We start from the raw sequence: 17,631 nt of genomic DNA, 5'->3' as shown, positions 1-17,631 counted from the left end.
TTTACCGGTCGATAGTTACGTCAAACGTCTCAAAAAGAGAGGCCTTTCCGTCGCTTTCTGTTGAAGTATGGTGGGGTATGGTATAGTAATTTCCACGGACCTGTAGTTTCATATCTACTTTTTCTATGGAAAGCTTAAGAAACCCATGCTGCTTAAAGCAGTAATTTTGAAGCAGGATATTCTCGAAAAAGGGACTTTGGTCGCTGAATGCTTTATCAGCAGGGTCGGCAATAGGATGAAGTTCGTCATAACCTCCTGCACCCGCCACGATATAGGTGACCTTCTTTTCCTCATAACTCTTGATAAAACGTTGGTAGTTATGAACATGGCCACTAAACACCATGTCTGGTATTACATCCGCCTCCTTGAATGCACCCTCCAGAAGTTCAATCATGGGGTAGCTGGAGCCATGATTAATGTCTGCCGAGTAAGGCGCGTGATGCAGACATACAAACAAAGCTTTGTCAGGAAACTCCGCTGCATGCCGCAACTCCTTAACGAACCATTCTCTCTGCTCTTGGGTGATAATCCCATATTTGGGTACATTACTGTGTAAACCAATGATGGTCACAAGCGGTGATTCGAGCGTCCAGTATACATTGGGCTGAACGGAACTGACTCTTTTGTGATCCCGGCAAAAAGCTATCTCCCTGGGTTCTGTATCGCAAAAGACGCTGCAAAACGCCTGCAGACTTGAATAGGGATCTGCAGTCAGTGGATTAACGTCACTGTCATGATTGCCGGCAATCGCGAATATCGGAGCAGGATATTGAGAATAGGCTTCAAAAAACTGCCTCGGATATTCGGCCGCCTCGCCAAAGTTATAAACAATGTCTCCCAAATGATAAAGAAACATCGGCTTCTCCTCCCCGTTGTCTGCCTCCTTAAACTGCTCGGTCATCTTCGCAACAACTACTTTTTGGAAGTCCGTATTTCGAACAGAACCCGTATCCCCAACCATATGCATAACCAGTTTGTCGTTCGCGCTTTCCTTTAGAACAGAGCTCAGGCTTAGTCTGTAGGGGTAAGGTCCGGAAGGCGCAGGAAGACTATGGAATTTGTCGCTATCGTCAGGTTGATTCAATTTAAAAACGGGCTTGTTTCGGATAAGGGAGCCGGGAGTAAGCATATCAATTACATTTAGACCCAGCAAAATTACCGCAATTTAACAGCCTTTACATCACGCTATTGTTAAGTATTGAGTTTAATTCAAAAACTGCCTCCCCGAAATGGTGTTATGGGGAGGGTATATCCGTACTATGAAGAAGATCAAATTTATTGCCATACTCATGCTTGTTTCGTTGACTCTGCCTGCTGTTTCTCAGGAGTGCAACAAGGAAGTCAGCAAAAACCGCAGAACCCGTGTAAATGCTAACCAATTAAAGGGAGACCTGTTGAAGGTTGTACAGCTGGATATCCGCCGGAAGGTCTGGCTTTGGAACGAGAAATACAATGCGACGGCTGCTTTTATTCATCCCCGGGTACTCATCACCGCAGGTCATAACCTGACAGATCGTTTTGATCCCGTCTCAAAAATTCGCATTACTGTAGGTTTTACTACTAATAATTCCTACTTGAAGCAGCGGGATGTATATACAGAAATGAACAAGAACATTTATGTGCTGCCATCCTACAGAGAAAACCCCACGTATGAAGATGATTTTGGCATTATTATTTTGCCTGACTCATCATTGTATAAAAGCGCGGGCGGGCACTTTGTCCTGACACCTTACATCCCTTCCCGCCCGCCAAAGGCTCTTTTCCTGAGCGGGTACCCGGACCCTGTAACCGGTATCAAGCTTTGGACAGATAAAACAACCAACTTTTTTTATACGCCTGATCTTCTGCGTTATGATTTCTTTACGGTCGAGGGTTCAAGCGGATCACCGGTTTACACCGGAATGAACCAGCTTGTCGCCATCCATACCGGTGGTTTTGACGAACAGAATGTCTGTAATATCGGTACGCCGATAACGGCGAAAATGAAGAGCCAGATCAGTCAATGGTGTCGTCGCCATGGAATCATTCTCCAATAATTAATTCGCTGTAAACAGATGACTGATTGCTGATTTTGGCTTTAGTAAGTTGCGGATCGAATCGTACGGAATGAGTAGTTCAGTTCTTCCCGATGAGTAAGGCTTAATCTCGTACTCGTTGTAGAGATATTTAATACCTTCCGGAGTAAAGAGGTAGTTCTCGTTCAGAACAAACGTATTGTCCTCGAAAAAGTACTGTTTCAAAGGGTCCGTTGAAGAAATTCCTTCGTTCTTCCTGAATATTTTTTCGGCGATTACCTGCAGGGAATCATACGTGTCGGGCTTCAGCACATCCTGTATAGAAATCTGTTTTCTTGCCTGAGGATCCCAGTTGATAAAAGCCACAAAGCTTCCGCCATGCGCCCCTCCTGTATAGATATAGCTCTCTGTTTTCAGGCTGACTAACTGATCGTTTGACAAGACCCTGGTCTTGCTCATTAAGTTATAAACCCTGTTGTTGAAATTGAGGTCGGTCTTAAAGTTGCGATAGTCGGCCATAAACCCCTGCACCATGTCGCTCACTGATCCGTATGACGTTTCAGTAGTATAGATTTTTTGAATCCGTTCGTTAATGGAGTCATTTAAGGCCGGTTGGTTCTCGAATTCCGGATAAGTAATATCTACAATCCTGCAGTCTTTGCTTAATGTGCTGTCACAGTCTTCGTCATTTTCAATAATCGACTTAATCGAGTATACAGCCGTGTCGGTATTTACGCTGTCCTGAGACAGCTGTGTGGGCTTGCTGTTTGAACAGCTGCAAAAAAGGAACGCAGCAGCAAGGAATAGAAATAATTTGGACATATTGTTATTTAACTAATGGAACCAATTTGTAAACCGTACCGGGAGATTCAACCGCCATGTAGAGGTAACCATCAGGTCCCATTCGGATGTCTCTCACTCTGCCGATGTTTTTGAAAAGGATTTCTTCATGAACTACTTTATTGCCTTGCATCTCACTGCGGTTAAGATATTTAAATCTCAAGGCTCCTGAAAGGATGTTATTCTCCCAACCGGGATATCGGCTGCCACTTACAAAAGCGAGCCCGCTCGTTCCGATAGATGGAAGCCAGTAATGTTCGGGCTGTTCCATGCCTTGCTTGGCAGAGATATCGCTAATCGTTTTGCCGTTGTAATTGATCCCGTAGGTAATCACAGGCCAACCGTAGTTACGACCGGATTTAACGATGTTCAACTCATCGCCGCCTCTTGGCCCATGTTCGTTTGACCATAATTCCTTAGTGCGCGGATTGAAGGCCAGGCCCTGCGGATTACGGTGCCCATAGGAATAGATTGTGGGTTGGGCGCCCGGCGACTTCAAAAACGGATTATCCGCCACTACAGTGCCGTCCGTTTTAATTCTGTGAATCTTTCCGAGATCGTTACCCTTTATCTCCTGGGGGTTCTGCTTCTCGTTGCCGCGTTCGCCAACCGAGAAAAAGAGGTGCCCCTTATCGTCAAATGCGATTCTGGAGCCATAGTGATGGCGCGTTCTCGAATAGGGGTTGGCAATGAAGATATCTTTCTGCTCGATCAGTTTATCGCCACTTAACTTTGCCCGCATAATAGCTGTGGTCGCCAGGATATTCCCTCCTTCATTCTTAGGCTTGGAATAGGAGAGATAGATCAGCTTGTTAGACGAGAAAGCAGGATCTGTAACCACATCCATAAGTCCTCCCTGCCCTTGTGCAACCACTTCTGGTGCTCCGCTGATTTCAATTTTTGATTTATCGCTTTTTACCCTGTAGAGCTTTCCGTTCCGGTCGGTAACCAGCAACTCATTGCCGGGCAGAAAAGCTATGCCCCAGGGCACGTCCATTCCCTCCGCTACCGCATCCAGCCTGATGGTTAATTTTTCTGTTTTAAAGGTGTTCGATTGCGGTTTATCCTCGATCATGTACCGGTTCACATTTTTAATGCCCGAAAGAATATAATCAGCCAGATCTGTTATTTCCTCATCGCTGAAAGCGGCATCGAAACCGGGCATACCTTCATCAGGGTACCCATGCTTAATAGCTTTTACCAGGTCTTTTTGCGTACTTCCGTGCTTCCATCGTCTGTCAACAAAAGCATTCATTTGCTCGCCGTGGCAGCCGCTGCAATTAGCCATATAAAGGCTGGCGACCTTGTTTCTTTTCGCAAGACTGTCCTGGCTTACGTTCCCTGGAGGGTTAACAACTTTGTTTGTAGTGCCCCCGTTATTGAAACTCAGACAAATCATAAGGAAAAAGACCATTACGGTCCCGGCGCTAAAGTATTTCAACATATTCTGGAAAATGAATGGTTTAGTTCTGTTGCTAATTTAGTGATTTGCAGGCTATGATAGCCTATCAGAAGTAACCAAATAATATTTAATTATAATAGATGACTTCTTTATAATTGCAGGAACTACAATTTGTTTTTCTAAAAAATCAAATTCCTGATAATGACAGATATACACAAGAGCAAAATTCACCTGCCGAAAGTAATTTTCGGAACAAGTGCCCTCGGTAACCTTTACACAGCACTTGATTATTCCGATAAGCTTGCAATAGTCGATGAATGTATCAAGCATTCTCCAAAGCCAGTTGTTTTTGATTCGGCAGGCAAGTATGGCGCGGGACTGGCGCTTGAGGCACTTGGAAAAAGTTTAAAAGACCTTGGTGTTCATCCTGATGATGTTATCATCAGCAACAAGTTGGGATGGATGAGAACCGACCTCGTAGGGGCGGAACCTACATTCGAACCGGGTGTATGGAAAGACTTGAAGTACGACGCCGTTCAAAATATCAGCTATGACGGTATCTTAGCTTGCTTTGAACAAGGCAATGATTTGCTGGGCGAATACAGTCCGCAAATGGTATCGGTTCATGACCCTGACGAATACCTCCTGGCAACAGACAATGAAGAAGAGCGGACCAAAAGGTACCAGGACATTCTGGATGCTTACCGCGCGCTGTCTGACTTAAAGAAGTCGGGCAAAGTCAAGGCCGTTGGCGTCGGAGCAAAAGACTGGCACGTCATAGAGCGCATATCTAAAGATGTAGAGCTCGACTGGGTAATGATTGCAAACAGTATGACATTGCATAGCCACCCGGAAGATCTGATTGCTTTTATGAAGAATTTAAAGGACCAGGGCATCACGATCATTAACTCTGCAGTGTTCAACGCCGGGTTCCTTATCGGCTCCGATTATTATAATTACCGCTTGGCAGACAAGGAAGCAGATGCAGAATTATTTAACTGGCGAGAAATGTTTTTCACAATTTGCGAGAAATATGCGGTCAAGCCTGCAGAGGCTTGCGTAGGCTTTGGATTGTCAGCACCCGGTGTTGAAGCTATAGCGTTGAACACCAGTAGTGCTAAAAGGGTCAGGGGAAACATCGAAATGGCCAATGTGAACGTTCCTGCGGCTTTTTGGAATGAGATGAACGAAAGGGGACTTACACGAGTTATCTTTTAATTTCATTATTGTCGTCCCGGAGTCGTCCACCACAGCTGAACAAATGTCTTCTCAGTGCTTTGCAAGAGAAAAGTATTTTGCATTTTAGATGCTAATAACCAATTAGATATCTAATGAAAGTACTTAAAGTAGCCGGCATAATTCTTGCCCTCGTTCTCATCCTTGCCTTGGCGGGTGGTGTATATGTTAAAACCGCGTTACCAGCTACCGGGCCGGCGCCGGAGCTGACCATTGAGAAAAGTGCTGAACGTGTGGAAAGAGGCCGCTACCTGGCAAACCACGTCGCCGTCTGTATGGATTGCCACTCCACCCGCGAATGGAAATACTATTCCGGGCCCATGGCCCATGAGAAGCAAGGAGCAGGTGGGGAGAAGTTCTCCAGGGAAATGGGTTTCCCAGGCGTCTTCTTTGCACCTAACCTTACCCCTTATGCGTTGAATGACTGGACTGACGGAGAGATCTTTCGTGCGGTGACAGCCGGTGTAAACAAAGACGGTGAGGCGCTATTTCCCTTAATGGCCTCTCACCGGTTCGGAAGAATGGACAGGGAAGATATATATAGTATTATTGCTTATATCCGGACATTGGAACCTGTTGAAAACGAAGTCCCTGAGCGGGAGATTGATTTTCCAGTCAACTTCCTTATCAACACAATGCCTCAGGCACCGTCTTTTAGCAAAAGACCTTCTGAAAATGATCAGCTGAGCTACGGCCGATACCTCGTGAATGTGGCGGGATGTGTTGATTGCCATAGCCAGGTGGATAAAGGCAGCGTAATTAAAGGCACGGAATTCGGCGGGGGTATGGAGTTCAAACAGCCAGCTGGAATCGTGCGCACACCGAACCTTACTCCTGATCGCGAAACAGGTATCGGAAGCTGGTCTGAAGCCATGTTCCTGAGTCGTTTTGCGGCGTATGATGACGCTAACTTCGTGAAACAGGAGCTGACTGCCGACGAGTTGAATACGCCCATGCCCTGGACCATGTACGCAGGTATGAAAACCTCAGATCTTAAAGCGATTCATGCCTATCTCAAAAGCTTAAAGCCGATAAGTAATCGCATCGAGCGGACGGTAAGTGCTAAGTTCTGATCCTGGATTAACGGCAGGGTTGATTCAGAAGGCACTTAGCGCGTCAGGGCCAGCTATGGTTCTAAAGAGCGGATTATTTAATTTATTCGATAGCGGATTATAGCAGCAAAGGCAGAAGTGAAATTCAACAATCTGATGAATAGTCGGCTTTTAGGTTGCGTTCGGAAACGACCGTTGAAAGAAAGCTGATCGCCTGACTGATTTCTGGGTTATATTTGCAGCTCAGCATTTGTTAAAAAAGTCATGTCCAAAGCTCACTTCAGAAACGCACCTTTAATTCTCTTTCGGGGATCGCTTCCAATAGAATCAGCTAACTGCTCTATCCTTACTGCGGTATGAAGGTCGTCATCGCAGAGAAACCATCAGTTGCCCGTGAACTTGCCAAGGTATTTGGAGCAACGATGAAAAAAGAAGGTTACGTCGAAGGAAAAGACTATTCGTTCACCTGGGCTTTTGGTCATCTCGTTCAGCTCGCGGCGCCGGAGGCGTATGGCTTCAAAGGCTGGCGCCTGGAGAACCTTCCTATGCTTCCTGAGCGGTTTAAACTCGCAGTTAAGCAAAATAAGGTAAATGGCGTTTTGAAGGACGACCCGGGAGTGGTTAAACAGCTCAATGTCATCAGGAACCTGTTTGAGTCGGCCACTGAAATTATCGTCGCAACGGATGCCGGGAGAGAGGGGGAGCTGATCTTCAGATACATTTATTACCATCTTAAATGTAAAAAGCCCTTCAGGAGGCTTTGGATATCATCGCAGACCGATGAGGCAATTAAACAAGGATTTCGAAATCTGAAGCCTGGATCAGAATATGATACGCTTTTTTATTCAGCCCAATGCCGTTCGGAGTCTGACTGGATCGTTGGTTTGAATGCTACGCAGGCCTTAAGCATAGCGGCGGGAAATCACTCGGTGTTATCGCTCGGAAGGGTGCAGACGCCTACGCTCGCCATGATCTGCGCCCGCTATCTGGAAAACAAAAACTTTAAACCTCAGGTCTATTACCAGATCGCCATTTGGGTAAATAAAGACGGACAGCTTTTTAAAGCCTTGTCTGTTAAAAATTTTGATAAACTGGATGCTGCTCAACAGGTTCTTGAAGCAGTGAAGGACGCGGCATCAGGTTTCAACCAGGGAGCTGAAGTGCTTAACGTAGACGTAAAGCCGCGAAAAGAACAGCCGCCCCTGCTGCATGATTTGAGTAGTTTGCAGCAGGAAGCGAACAAACGCAAGGGGTTTACGGCCGACCAGACCCTGACTCTTGCGCAAACGCTTTATGAATCCAAGCTGATCACCTATCCGAGAACAGGAAGCCGGTATATCGGAGATGATATTTTTGCCGAAATCCCTGCTCTGATAGCCAATCAGACCGGGCATCCTGCCTTTGGTAAACAGGCAGCGGAATTACAAACCGCCAAGCTGAACAAACGCAGCGTAAACGTAAAGAAAGTAACGGATCACCATGCGCTGCTCCCTACGAACAATAAACCTCACTACCTTCCGGAAGACCAGCAGGTGATCTATGATCTTATCAGCGGAAGGATGCTGGAAGCCTTTCATCAGGAATGTATAAAGGAGCTTACCAAGATCTCTCTGGAGTCTGGCTCCATGTTCGTCGCTAACGGAACCGTCATCCAGACTGCGGGTTGGCGCGCTGTATTCAATCAGGCCGATACGGAGAAGGAAGACGAGGAGAATCCGACCCTGCCCAAAGTGATCAAGGGCGAATTGTTGCAGGTAGAAAAAAAGGAGTTACTCGAGAAGCAGACTAAGCCCAAGCCCCTGTACAATGAGGCAAGCCTTTTGAAAGCTATGGAGACTTCGGGAAAGGAAATTGAAGATGAGGAGCTGCGGCAGGCAATGAAAGATACGGGTCTTGGTACCCCCGCTACTCGCGCATCGATTATTGAAACGCTGATCAAAAGGGACTATATCCGGCGGGACAAGAAAAACCTGCTTCCTTCTGAAAAGGGATTAGCGGTTTACGATCTGGTGAAGGATAAGCAGATTGCCCAGGCCGAACTTACCGGTCTATGGGAAAAGCGATTGGAGGAAATCAGGTCAGGCGCCTCAGTTCAGGATTTTAAAAATGAAATTCGCGAGTATACCCGCACAATCACCCGCGAATTGCTTGAAGTAGGTGCTGAACTGAATGGAAAGCTGTCGCCTCAAGACGTGGAGGGAGCAACAGTTTGTCCGCTATGTAAAAAAGGCATCATTCGCATAACAGAAAAGGCAGCCGGATGCAGCGGTTATGCCAGTGGCTGTAAGTTTGTCATCTGGCGAACGATGTCTGAAAAGAAGCTTACCGAGGAGCAGATCATGATGTTGATCGAAAAAGGGAAGACAGATGTCATAAGAGGCTTTAAATCCAAGTCGGGTAAGATATTTGATGCCTCTTTGATACTGGCTGATGGGAAGGCTCACTTTGTATTTGAACCTCGTACACTAAACACTACTGGCTAATGGTTAATCTTTCTGAACTCCGGATCGGCAATATTCTTCATCCCGATGGAAATGACAAGACCGTTGTTGCTACCGTTAGGGCTCTGGACGAGAATAAAGTCAGTTTTTTTGAGCACTCTCCCGTGGCCCCGGCGCAAGTTGCTGCAGTCACTTTATCGACGTTATGGCTTAACGGATACTCATTTTTGTACACACCGGAAGACAGAGGCTGGAAAAAGGGGAGTATGGTCCTGATCCCCGCTTCCGACGGGTTCACGTTTTCCCTGGGGGGCCACGTACAAACTTTGCGGTATGTGCATCAACTGCAAAATCTCTACTACGCTTTGTTTGATGAAGATTTGGAGGTGCAGCTTGACCAAAAAGCAGCAAAGGAGGAGGTTGAACTGGCCGCAGACAGCGTCATGGTTAACTACCTGCCCAAAGACAAACAAAGCTCTGCCTTTTCTTTTCGTTTATCGGTCGAAGGAAGTGTCTTTAACGTTTGCTATCGAAAAGACCACCAAGGTTACTGGTATTTTAGCTCTTACTCAGAAGTGAGCCAGGAATAGGCAAGATCACCGCTTCCTAACCGTCGCCGCAGAACCTGCTCAGCCCGTGTGATGCCTGGGTAAAATAACGATGGTGTCTGCTCTTCCAGCAGACGGTCGCTTCGCCATGCGATAGCGATTTTCCTTAGCGCGATCAGGCTCAGAGACGTTCCGTTCACGATAATCTGACCATCTATTTACGAAATTCTGACCAATACAGAGAAGAGTGGGAAATTTTAAAACAAAAAACTTCATATATTGCTTACATTGAACTAAGGTTGACAATGTATTTTTGAATGGAGAACTATTTATGAAACAGGCATTGAACTTAACGTTTAAGGATCTTGATTATAATTTTCAGGTGATTAAATTCCCTACAGTAAGTAATTCGTGCATAGAAGTTCAGGTCTTATTAAATCATGTAACCCGGACTTTGGTGAAAAGCACGGCCACATGGCGATTAAAAGGGAACGTGCCACACGATCAGGAACTCATCGAAGCGATAGGTCAGATAATTGACGAGCGTTACCGGTTATCCTAAGTCTCGAAAATATTCAACGTCTCTTTGTTCACATGGTGGGGGGAGTAACAGACCTGCCGTATACCTTATGGAAGCAGAACAATTTGATTACCGAAAAGAGATATTACACAGCGCGTGCATGATGTGTGTTGTTTACAGGGAGTTGTTTGTATATGGCTTAAACGCCGCCTTGTGTGATGAACTCAGTGACTTACGAGCAATCTTTGAAGAAGGAGAAGAGTATCCCGGTGATATTTCCTTACTGGAGACATTGAAAGACCCCAACATCAAGCTGTTGCTCGAGCTGATGTATGACCTTGAGCGGACAGGCGATACTCTTCTAAACATCAACAACATTGATGACGTGGCGTTGAAAGAAGCACTCGATGAGGGTATTGGGGATGAATGTGTTTCAGAGCTCAATGAAGACGAAGAGCTCGGATCGTATCAATTCTGGATGAATGATGCGATGGGTTATGCCCACATGACTATCTACTTTCTCATGCAGCAAGCTTATCGTTTGACCCATAGCCGCCAGTTTATCCCCGAAGAGGCAGACAGGCTTTTGTCCTTTCCGACAGACGAATCACTCACCCTGATTGATGAAAGCGATCAGAATGTGGCGCTGATATCCGGATTGTGCTTTCGTATGAGCGACAACACTTTTGCACTGTGTGAAAACCTGATTAATGATCAAAAATCTAGCTCCGGACTGTAGGGCAAATAGAGACTAAAAAAGAGAAGGAGCCAGACTCTCACACTGGCTCCTTCGATCATCGCTCAAAAGACATGTTTTTTATTTAGTAGACGTAGTGTCGCTGCCTGTTGTCGTGGTAGTGTCAACAGGGCTTGTGGTTGTAGTGGTAGATGCTGTATCAGTGGTATCCTGGGCAAAGCCAGCTTTAACTGTTTGAACTTCGTGGTTGCTTGCGCTAATTGCAGTGATTCCTGCAAAACTTAGTATGGCGGCTGAAAACAATAATTTTCTCATAATATTTTTCTTTAGGTGAATTATACAACCTAAAGAGTAAGAATCAGGCCAAAGTATCTGCTATTTGTAAGTCATTGATAGTCAGGTGAGTAATTTTGAAAATCGAACCACCTGCCTTTTTTTGTTGTGGATTTATCCTACAGTTTGCTGTATTTGAAAGCTAATACCAACACAACCCGTACCTTTGCCGAATAACTTCTACCACAACATGATCAGGAAAGCACTTGAAAATCTTAAAATAGTTGCTCTTAACCAAATGCAGGAGCATGCACTCCAAACCCCCTTAAGCAAAGATCTTGTTCTTTTTTCTCCTACGGGATCTGGAAAAACGTTGGGATTCATGCTGCCACTGATCAAATCGCTGAATCCGGGCATATCTCAGGTCCAGGCCCTTATACTGGTACCCTCCAGAGAACTCGCCCTGCAGATTGAACAGGTGTTTAAAGCAATGGGCACTTCTTTTAAAGTGACCTGCTGTTATGGAGGCCATTCCACCCGGATTGAGAAGAATAGTTTGATGCATCCTCCTGCTGTGCTGATCGGGACGCCGGGAAGGATTGCCTGGCATCTGAGAAGAGAGAGTTTCAAAACGGAAGCGATCCGGACGCTTGTCCTGGACGAGTTCGATAAATCCTTAGAATTCGGGTTTCAGGAGGATATGTCGTATATCATCGGGTGCCTGGCAGCGTTGGAGAGGCGCATCCTGACCTCGGCTACCCGAATGGACGAAATCCCATCCTTTACCGGTGTGAAAAATCCGGTTGAACTCAATTACCTTTCGAAAGAGGAAAATTTGCCCGATCTCCGCTATAAAGCAGTGATGAGTGGTGCTGAAGACAAACTGGAAACACTTTTCTCACTTATCTGTATGATCGGCAATAAATCCACCCTGGTCTTTTGCAACCATCGCGATGCAGTAGGCAGAATCGGGGAGCTCCTCGACCATATGGGGATTGTTCACGGAGAATTTCACGGAGGAATGGAGCAGGAAGACCGGGAGCGGACCTTGTTGAAGTTTCGAAACGGAACCTATCGCTTGCTGATCACTACAGACCTCGCGGCAAGGGGACTAGATATTCCCGAAATCGAATATGTTATTCACTACCAGCTGCCACTTACCAAAGAAGCCTTTATTCACCGGAACGGGCGCACCGCTCGTATGCATGCTACCGGCACATCATTCCTTATGCTGACAAAAGAAGAGCTGCCGGCCCATCTTGGCGTGGAACCTGAAATGATTACTCTCCCCAAAAGACCTGTCGTGCCTCAGGCAACCGAATGGGACACCATCTATATTGCCGCCGGGAAAAAAGATAAAGTTAATAAGATCGACATCGTCGGCCTGCTTCTCAAGAAAGCCCAGCTTCCTAAGGAAGACCTTGGCCTGATAGAGGTGTTGGATCACTCATCATACGCTGCCGTCAAACGCGACCGTATCCGTGATGTGGTAAACCAGCTCAAAGACGAAAAGATCAAAAATAAGAAGGTGAAAATCCAGATCTCCAATTAGGGTCACGTCCGCCCCATGAGCCTATCAGGCCTTGGGGTGGCCATTACTTATCTCTGGGAGGCGTCTTGATCGGATTTACAGGTTGCTCTGAGGTTTCTTTTGTCTTCGCCGGATCCTTAAACCGCGCATCCTCCTTTTCGTAGTTCAGATCCTCCGGATGTACTACAGCTTTATTGTCATCTCTGTCGGGCTTGATATCTTTTTGCTCAGAATCCTGTGGTTCCAGCTTCTCTGGTTTTTTGCTTTGATTATTTGTCATCGTAGTTTTACTTTATAAAACTCCGTTCCTAAATAAAGGTTTCAAACGCATCTAATTTGACTGAAAAACCTAACTTTGATCAGGACATACTCGGATCCTTAAAATAAATTTATTCGAATGAAAGTAGCTATTAATGGGTTTGGGCGAATTGGAAGGACTGTTTTCCGGACACTACTGGAGAACGATGACATCGAAATAGCTGCCATTAATGATCTTGCCGATGCCGCCACGCTGGCTCATCTTGTTCGGTACGACAGTGTACACAGGGGTTTTAAGGGAAAGGTCGAAGCCGGTGATAATGCACTTATCGTTAACGGTCGTTCCATTCCTGCTTTTTCGGAGGCGTCGCCTGAAAACCTTCCCTGGGCCGACCTTCAGATCGATGTTGTCATTGAATCTACAGGTCGCTTTCTCAGTCGTGCTGCCGCAGAAGCGCACCTTGAGGCGGGAGCCAGGCAGGTCATCATATCCGCACCCCCTTCCACCAAAGACGTACAGGTTGTCGTACTCGGAGTGAACGATCAGGACGTTGATTTTAGCACTCCGGTGCTTTCAAACGCATCCTGCACGACAAATAATATCGCGCCGATGATCAAGGTGCTGGAAGAAAACTGGGGGATCGTAAACGGATATATCACTACAGTGCATTCTATGACCGGAGACCAGAATTTGCATGATGCCCCCCACCGGGACCTTCGTCGTGCAAGGGCCGCTTCTTCATCGATTATCCCGACAACAACAGGTGCGGCAAAAGCGATCACCAGCATCTTTCCCCGCCTGGAAGGAAAGTTGGGTGGAGCAGGCATCAGGGTGCCTGTACTCAACGGATCACTCACGGACTTTACCTGCACGCTGGTGAACCAACCAACGGTCGAAGAAATAAACGCGGTCTTCTTGAAGGCTGCCCAAAATGAACTTCAGGGCATTTTACAATATACATCAGATCCGATAGTGTCCGTCGACATTTTAGATAATCCTCATTCTTGTATATTTGACTCGCTCCTCACTTCTGTTGTTGGCGGAATAACAAAAGTAGTGGGTTGGTATGATAATGAATACGGATATTCCAGCAGGCTAACGGACATGGTTAAGCGCATAGCACTGGCGAAAGCCAAATGATCGTATTTTAATGTATCTGAACATTTCTTAAACACTATATTATAATAAATATGAAGACAATTGATAATCTGAACTTCTCAGGAAAGAAGGCACTAATTCGAGTTGACTTTAATGTTCCCCTGGACAAGGACTTTAATATTACAGATGATAACCGTATTCAGGGTGCCTTGCCTACAATCAAGAAAATTCTGGCGGATGGAGGTTCGGTGATCCTGATGTCACACCTCGGTCGTCCGAAAGAAGGTCCTACAGAAAAGTACTCATTAAAGCATATCGTTAAGCATCTGTCAGAAGTTCTTGGCACCGAAGTGCAATTTGCAGATGACTGCATAGGCGCTCAGGCTGCTGAAAAAGCGGCTGCATTAAAAGACGGTGAGGTCCTCTTGCTGGAAAATCTTCGCTTTTACAAAGAAGAGGAAAAGGGAGATGAGGCTTTTGCTGAGAAGCTCAGCAAGCTTGGCGATGTATATGTTAACGATGCCTTCGGTACTGCGCATAGAGCCCACGCCTCTACGGCAGTCATCGCGAAGTTCTTCCCTGACGCAAAATACTTCGGTTACTTAATGGCCGGCGAGCTGGCCAATGCAGAAAAGGTATTGAACAATCCTGAGCGCCCCTTCACAGCGATCATGGGTGGAGCCAAAGTTTCTGACAAGATCCTTTTGATCGAACGCCTTCTGGAGAAGGTCGACAATTTGTTAATCGGAGGTGGAATGGCCTATACTTTTGCTAAGGCGAAAGGCGGACAGATCGGGAACTCGCTCGTTGAAGAGGATAAGCTTGATCTTGCCCTGAGCCTTATTGAAAAAGCGGAAAGTAAAGGTGTGAAGCTGATTTTGCCAACGGATTCAGTAGTTGCCAATAAGTTTGCTGCTGACGCAGACACTGATATCGCTCAAAATGATGATATCAAGGAAGGCTGGATGGGTCTGGACATCGGTCCGGATGCTGTTAACGTTTATAAGCAAGTGGTTGCAGAATCCAAGACCATCCTTTGGAACGGTCCGATGGGTGTATTTGAAATGGAGAAATTTGAAGCCGGAACTAAGGCAGTAGCAGAAGCTGTGGTAGAAGCAACTGAAAATGGTGCATTCTCTCTGATAGGAGGGGGCGACTCAGCTGCGGCGGTTGCGAAGTTCGGCTTCGAAGACCAGGTTAGTTATGTGTCTACAGGCGGCGGTGCCCTGCTGGAGTACATGGAAGGTAAGGAGTTACCAGGCGTGAAAGCAATTAACGAATAGAAGTTATCCAAATTCTTTGCGAGCCGGCTCATCACATGGGTCGGCTTTTTTTGTGCGCCTGGCAGCGAGCTACCAGCGGGTGGGTAAGTGGCGGGCGGGTAGCGGGAGAGTAGCACGCAACTGGCGGGCAGGTGGCCAGCAACTGGGGGGCAACTGGTGGGCAGCTGGTGGGCAGCTGGTGGGTGTAGCCACAACTTAGCCGCCTTGTAGCCACGGTGTAGCCACGTTTTTCAGGAGAAAGGTGGCTACACCGTGGCATTTCCGTGGGTTTATCGTGGCTGCAATCCGAGGCTGCCCACCAGCTGCCCACCAGCTGCCCGCTGACTGGTGCGGCTTGGATCAAACCCGGTCTTTTGGTTTATCAAGCACCGCCGTTTCGACTGATTCTTGAGGGTAGCTTAGGTCGATATCGCTATGGTTTTTGTCGTTTTTTGCCCGATTCAGGTGCTTTGCTTAAGTCCTCATTCCCATGGAATTTACCTTTTTTAGCTTAAAAACCGACTATTATCTCCTGTTGAAAACTTTTTGTGGGGTTATGTGGTAGAAAGTGGTAAAAGTATGTAATTTTACTCCACTCAAAGTAAAGCGATTTAATGTCTCACTTCTTAGGCGAATTTGAATGTAAGCTCGATGCAAAGGGCCGACTGATGATACCAGCCGGACTCAGGAAGCAAATGCCTGAGGCTGAGAAGGAAGGCTTGGTTGTAAACCGGGGTTTCGAGAAGCACTTAGTGATTTATAGCAGGAAAGAGTGGGACAAGATAATGGAAGATTTAAGCAGGCTTAATCAGTACGAAGAGAAGAACAGGCAGTTCATCAGGTACTTCACCAGAGGTGCTACTGAGCTTTCTTTGGATGCTGCGGGGAGAATTTTACTGCCAAAATCGCTGTTGGAATATGCAGGTGCATCTTCCGAAGTTGTGCTGGCTTCACAATTTAACAAAATTGAACTTTGGTCGAAAGATGCCTATGACGCATTGCTGGACAACGAACCTGATAACTTCTCCAAGTTGGCTGAAGAGGTAATGGGTGGAGCAGGAAGGAGGGCTGATGTCTGAGTATCACGTGCCTGTCATGCTGAAAGAATGTATGGAGGGTCTGAATATTCGTCCTGACGGAGTGTATGTCGATGTGACCTTTGGTGGCGGCGGGCATTCGCGGGAAATTCTAAAAAACCTGGGCGAGCACGGCAGGTTGTTGGCTTTTGATCAGGACGAAGATGCAAAAAAAAATATTCCAAACGATGATCGGTTAACCTTTGTAGATCAAAACTTCCGCTTTTTAAAGAATTATTGCCGTTTACATTCGGCGATGCAGGTGGATGGTATTCTGGCTGATCTTGGTGTTTCATCCCACCAGTTTGATCAGCCAGAGCGGGGGTTTTCTACGCGTTTTGATGCAGATCTGGATATGCGAATGGATCAGTCGGCCCCCATCACGGCGAAGGAAGTTATCGCTTCCTATAGTGAAGAGGACCTGCACCGGATATTTGGGATGTACGGGGAGATTCAGAATGCCAGGTCGCTTGCCCGAACGCTGGTAACGGCCAGGCTGAACAGACAGATTGATACTATCGCCGAGTTTAAGGAGGTGATTAAAAAGCTTATCCCCAAGGGAAAAGAAAATAAATACCTGGCGCAGGCTTTCCAGGCACTTCGTATAGAGGTGAATCAGGAGCTGGAGGCGTTGCAGGAATTTTTGGTACAGGCAGCAGATGTGCTGAAGCCCGGTGGAAGGCTTGTGGTGATGTCTTATCATTCACTGGAGGACCGCCTTGTTAAGAACTTTATTGCCAAGGGTAAGTTTCGGGGAGAGCTGGAGAAAGACTTTTATGGAAATATACAGCGTCCGCTGGATGCGGTAACGCGCAAGGCCTTAGTGGCTACGGATGAGGAAATTGCCTTAAACAGTCGTGCCAGAAGCGCAAAACTGCGGGTTGCTGTGAAGCTGTAGGGTGCTTACTGATTATTGGAAGGTATATGAGTAATCGTTTCAGAAGAGAGAAAGAAGAAGAGGAACTGGAGCAGGAGATAGAGGTAGAGCCTGTTCCGAAAAAGGCAACTATGCCCCGAAACTTTTTTACCGTGCTTCTTACCGAGGGAGTGATTTCCAAAGAAGCAGCGTCGGAAATGATGCCGTTTATCATCTTCATCGCCTTTTTGGGCATGGTGTATATCGGGAACAGGCATTTTACCGAGAAGAATATCCGCAACATTGATAAGCTCAATAAGGAGGTTAAAGAAATGCGGTGGGATTATAAGACGTTGAAGGCGGATCTGATGTTGAAGAGTACACAAACGGAGGTAGCGAAAAAAGTTGATACGCTTGGATTGAGGGAGCCGGTTGAACCACCCAAGAAACTGATGGTTCCGGCATTGACAGAGAAATAAGACGATACATGGTCTGCCAGTGGCAGATTGCAAGAAAAAAGATAAA

At 46.5% G+C, this 17,631-nt stretch carries 20 protein-coding genes; 14 read left to right on the top strand and 6 right to left on the bottom strand.

Annotated features, from left to right (window positions below; all coding sequences use genetic code 11):
• Position 1: 1 nt before the first annotated feature.
• Positions 2 to 1,153, bottom strand: a complete 1,152-nt coding sequence (locus ACKI5J_RS15395; RefSeq protein WP_407430372.1) for a metallophosphoesterase family protein — start codon at positions 1,151 to 1,153, stop codon at positions 2 to 4.
• 106 nt (positions 1,154 to 1,259) lie between these two features.
• On the opposite strand from ACKI5J_RS15395, the gene ACKI5J_RS15390 reads away from it, so the two are divergent.
• Positions 1,260 to 2,036: a trypsin-like serine peptidase gene (locus tag ACKI5J_RS15390; RefSeq protein WP_407430371.1), complete on the top strand. Its 777-nt coding sequence runs from the start codon at positions 1,260 to 1,262 to the stop codon at positions 2,034 to 2,036.
• On the opposite strand, the gene ACKI5J_RS15385 is transcribed toward ACKI5J_RS15390, so the two are convergent.
• Both ACKI5J_RS15385 and ACKI5J_RS15380 read right to left on the bottom strand, forming a co-directional pair.
• Positions 2,037 to 2,837, bottom strand: a complete 801-nt coding sequence (locus ACKI5J_RS15385) for a DUF3298 domain-containing protein (RefSeq protein WP_407430370.1) — start codon at positions 2,835 to 2,837, stop codon at positions 2,037 to 2,039.
• A gap of 4 nt (positions 2,838 to 2,841) precedes the next feature.
• Positions 2,842 to 4,299 (bottom strand): PQQ-dependent sugar dehydrogenase, encoded by a 1,458-nt coding sequence (locus ACKI5J_RS15380; protein ID WP_407430369.1) that lies wholly within the window; start codon positions 4,297 to 4,299, stop codon positions 2,842 to 2,844.
• A gap of 159 nt (positions 4,300 to 4,458) precedes the next feature.
• Here ACKI5J_RS15380 and ACKI5J_RS15375 point away from each other — a divergent pair, with 159 nt between their 5' ends.
• The 4 genes from ACKI5J_RS15375 (at position 4,459) to ACKI5J_RS15360 (ending at position 9,576) form a co-directional block, all read left to right on the top strand.
• Complete coding sequence (locus ACKI5J_RS15375; protein ID WP_407430368.1) at positions 4,459 to 5,475, top strand: aldo/keto reductase; 1,017 nt, start codon at positions 4,459 to 4,461, stop codon at positions 5,473 to 5,475.
• Positions 5,476 to 5,588: 113 nt separating this feature from the next.
• Positions 5,589 to 6,566 carry a c-type cytochrome gene (locus ACKI5J_RS15370; protein WP_407430367.1) on the top strand — a complete coding sequence of 326 codons (978 nt, stop codon included), beginning with the start codon at positions 5,589 to 5,591 and terminating at the stop codon, positions 6,564 to 6,566.
• Positions 6,567 to 6,901: 335 nt separating this feature from the next.
• Complete coding sequence (locus ACKI5J_RS15365) at positions 6,902 to 9,028, top strand: DNA topoisomerase 3 (protein ID WP_407430366.1); 2,127 nt, start codon at positions 6,902 to 6,904, stop codon at positions 9,026 to 9,028.
• Positions 9,028 to 9,576 (top strand): hypothetical protein, encoded by a 549-nt coding sequence (locus ACKI5J_RS15360; RefSeq protein ID WP_407430365.1) that lies wholly within the window; start codon positions 9,028 to 9,030, stop codon positions 9,574 to 9,576. Before ACKI5J_RS15365 ends, ACKI5J_RS15360 begins: the two co-directional genes overlap by 1 nt.
• Here the strand turns inward: ACKI5J_RS15360 and ACKI5J_RS15355 are convergent.
• On the bottom strand, positions 9,552 to 9,734 hold the full coding sequence (locus ACKI5J_RS15355; RefSeq protein WP_407430364.1) for a hypothetical protein: 183 nt from the start codon (positions 9,732 to 9,734) through the stop codon (positions 9,552 to 9,554). The genes ACKI5J_RS15360 and ACKI5J_RS15355 overlap by 25 nt on opposite strands.
• Positions 9,735 to 9,865: 131 nt before the next feature.
• Here ACKI5J_RS15355 and ACKI5J_RS15350 point away from each other — a divergent pair, with 131 nt between their 5' ends.
• Together ACKI5J_RS15350 and ACKI5J_RS15345 are read left to right on the top strand one after the other, a co-directional pair.
• Positions 9,866 to 10,096: a hypothetical protein gene (locus tag ACKI5J_RS15350; RefSeq protein WP_407430363.1), complete on the top strand. Its 231-nt coding sequence runs from the start codon at positions 9,866 to 9,868 to the stop codon at positions 10,094 to 10,096.
• A gap of 67 nt (positions 10,097 to 10,163) precedes the next feature.
• A complete protein-coding gene (locus ACKI5J_RS15345) occupies positions 10,164 to 10,793 on the top strand; it encodes a hypothetical protein (RefSeq protein WP_407430362.1) in 630 nt (209 codons plus the stop codon).
• 78 nt (positions 10,794 to 10,871) lie between these two features.
• Here ACKI5J_RS15345 and ACKI5J_RS15340 read toward each other — a convergent pair whose 3' ends face one another.
• Positions 10,872 to 11,066 (bottom strand): hypothetical protein, encoded by a 195-nt coding sequence (locus tag ACKI5J_RS15340; protein ID WP_407430361.1) that lies wholly within the window; start codon positions 11,064 to 11,066, stop codon positions 10,872 to 10,874.
• 208 nt (positions 11,067 to 11,274) lie between these two features.
• Here ACKI5J_RS15340 and ACKI5J_RS15335 point away from each other — a divergent pair, with 208 nt between their 5' ends.
• Positions 11,275 to 12,576, top strand: a complete 1,302-nt coding sequence (locus ACKI5J_RS15335) for a DEAD/DEAH box helicase (RefSeq protein ID WP_407430360.1) — start codon at positions 11,275 to 11,277, stop codon at positions 12,574 to 12,576.
• Between the two features lie 43 nt (positions 12,577 to 12,619).
• On the opposite strand, the gene ACKI5J_RS15330 is transcribed toward ACKI5J_RS15335, so the two are convergent.
• Complete coding sequence (locus ACKI5J_RS15330; protein ID WP_407430359.1) at positions 12,620 to 12,835, bottom strand: hypothetical protein; 216 nt, start codon at positions 12,833 to 12,835, stop codon at positions 12,620 to 12,622.
• Between the two features lie 117 nt (positions 12,836 to 12,952).
• Between ACKI5J_RS15330 and gap the strand changes: the two genes are divergently transcribed.
• The 6 genes from gap (at position 12,953) to ACKI5J_RS15300 (ending at position 17,585) form a co-directional block, all read left to right on the top strand.
• The gene (gap, locus tag ACKI5J_RS15325) at positions 12,953 to 13,954 is read left to right on the top strand and encodes a type I glyceraldehyde-3-phosphate dehydrogenase (RefSeq protein ID WP_407430358.1); all 1,002 of its coding nucleotides are present in this window, start codon (positions 12,953 to 12,955) and stop codon (positions 13,952 to 13,954) included.
• 50 nt (positions 13,955 to 14,004) lie between these two features.
• On the top strand, positions 14,005 to 15,195 hold the full coding sequence (locus ACKI5J_RS15320; RefSeq protein ID WP_407430357.1) for a phosphoglycerate kinase: 1,191 nt from the start codon (positions 14,005 to 14,007) through the stop codon (positions 15,193 to 15,195).
• A 16-nt stretch (positions 15,196 to 15,211) separates the two neighbouring features.
• Positions 15,212 to 15,394, top strand: a complete 183-nt coding sequence (locus tag ACKI5J_RS15315) for a hypothetical protein (protein WP_407430356.1) — start codon at positions 15,212 to 15,214, stop codon at positions 15,392 to 15,394.
• A gap of 394 nt (positions 15,395 to 15,788) precedes the next feature.
• Positions 15,789 to 16,253 carry a division/cell wall cluster transcriptional repressor MraZ gene (gene mraZ / locus ACKI5J_RS15310; RefSeq protein WP_407430355.1) on the top strand — a complete coding sequence of 155 codons (465 nt, stop codon included), beginning with the start codon at positions 15,789 to 15,791 and terminating at the stop codon, positions 16,251 to 16,253.
• Positions 16,246 to 17,148, top strand: coding sequence for a 16S rRNA (cytosine(1402)-N(4))-methyltransferase RsmH (rsmH, locus tag ACKI5J_RS15305; RefSeq protein ID WP_407430354.1), 903 nt, complete (start codon positions 16,246 to 16,248; stop codon positions 17,146 to 17,148). Before mraZ ends, rsmH begins: the two co-directional genes overlap by 8 nt.
• Before the next feature lie 26 nt (positions 17,149 to 17,174).
• Entirely contained in the window at positions 17,175 to 17,585 is a 411-nt protein-coding gene (locus ACKI5J_RS15300; RefSeq protein WP_407430353.1) for an FtsL-like putative cell division protein, read from the top strand.
• Positions 17,586 to 17,631: the final 46 nt, after the last annotated feature.

The sequence above is a fragment of the Arcticibacter sp. genome (genome assembly GCF_045629565.1).
GTDB lineage: Bacteria > Bacteroidota > Bacteroidia > Sphingobacteriales > Sphingobacteriaceae > Arcticibacter.
This window is presented reverse-complemented; position numbering and strand designations above follow the sequence as displayed.

Bases quoted from the DNA above. Each gene is read 5' to 3' on its own strand.
- ACKI5J_RS15390 (WP_407430371.1), top strand. From the start codon at position 1,260: ATGAAGAAGATCAAATTTATTGCCATACTCATGCTTGTTTCGTTGACT.
- ACKI5J_RS15385 (WP_407430370.1), bottom strand. From the start codon at position 2,837: ATGTCCAAATTATTTCTATTCCTTGCTGCTGCGTTCCTTTTTTGCAGC.
- ACKI5J_RS15380 (WP_407430369.1), bottom strand. From the start codon at position 4,299: ATGTTGAAATACTTTAGCGCCGGGACCGTAATGGTCTTTTTCCTTATG.
- ACKI5J_RS15375 (WP_407430368.1), top strand. From the start codon at position 4,459: ATGACAGATATACACAAGAGCAAAATTCACCTGCCGAAAGTAATTTTC.
- ACKI5J_RS15370 (WP_407430367.1), top strand. From the start codon at position 5,589: ATGAAAGTACTTAAAGTAGCCGGCATAATTCTTGCCCTCGTTCTCATC.
- ACKI5J_RS15365 (WP_407430366.1), top strand. From the start codon at position 6,902: ATGAAGGTCGTCATCGCAGAGAAACCATCAGTTGCCCGTGAACTTGCC.
- ACKI5J_RS15360 (WP_407430365.1), top strand. From the start codon at position 9,028: ATGGTTAATCTTTCTGAACTCCGGATCGGCAATATTCTTCATCCCGAT.
- ACKI5J_RS15350 (WP_407430363.1), top strand. From the start codon at position 9,866: ATGAAACAGGCATTGAACTTAACGTTTAAGGATCTTGATTATAATTTT.
- ACKI5J_RS15345 (WP_407430362.1), top strand. From the start codon at position 10,164: ATGGAAGCAGAACAATTTGATTACCGAAAAGAGATATTACACAGCGCG.
- ACKI5J_RS15340 (WP_407430361.1), bottom strand. From the start codon at position 11,066: ATGAGAAAATTATTGTTTTCAGCCGCCATACTAAGTTTTGCAGGAATC.
- ACKI5J_RS15335 (WP_407430360.1), top strand. From the start codon at position 11,275: ATGATCAGGAAAGCACTTGAAAATCTTAAAATAGTTGCTCTTAACCAA.
- ACKI5J_RS15330 (WP_407430359.1), bottom strand. From the start codon at position 12,835: ATGACAAATAATCAAAGCAAAAAACCAGAGAAGCTGGAACCACAGGAT.
- gap (WP_407430358.1), top strand. From the start codon at position 12,953: ATGAAAGTAGCTATTAATGGGTTTGGGCGAATTGGAAGGACTGTTTTC.
- ACKI5J_RS15320 (WP_407430357.1), top strand. From the start codon at position 14,005: ATGAAGACAATTGATAATCTGAACTTCTCAGGAAAGAAGGCACTAATT.
- mraZ (WP_407430355.1), top strand. From the start codon at position 15,789: ATGTCTCACTTCTTAGGCGAATTTGAATGTAAGCTCGATGCAAAGGGC.
- rsmH (WP_407430354.1), top strand. From the start codon at position 16,246: ATGTCTGAGTATCACGTGCCTGTCATGCTGAAAGAATGTATGGAGGGT.
- ACKI5J_RS15300 (WP_407430353.1), top strand. From the start codon at position 17,175: ATGAGTAATCGTTTCAGAAGAGAGAAAGAAGAAGAGGAACTGGAGCAG.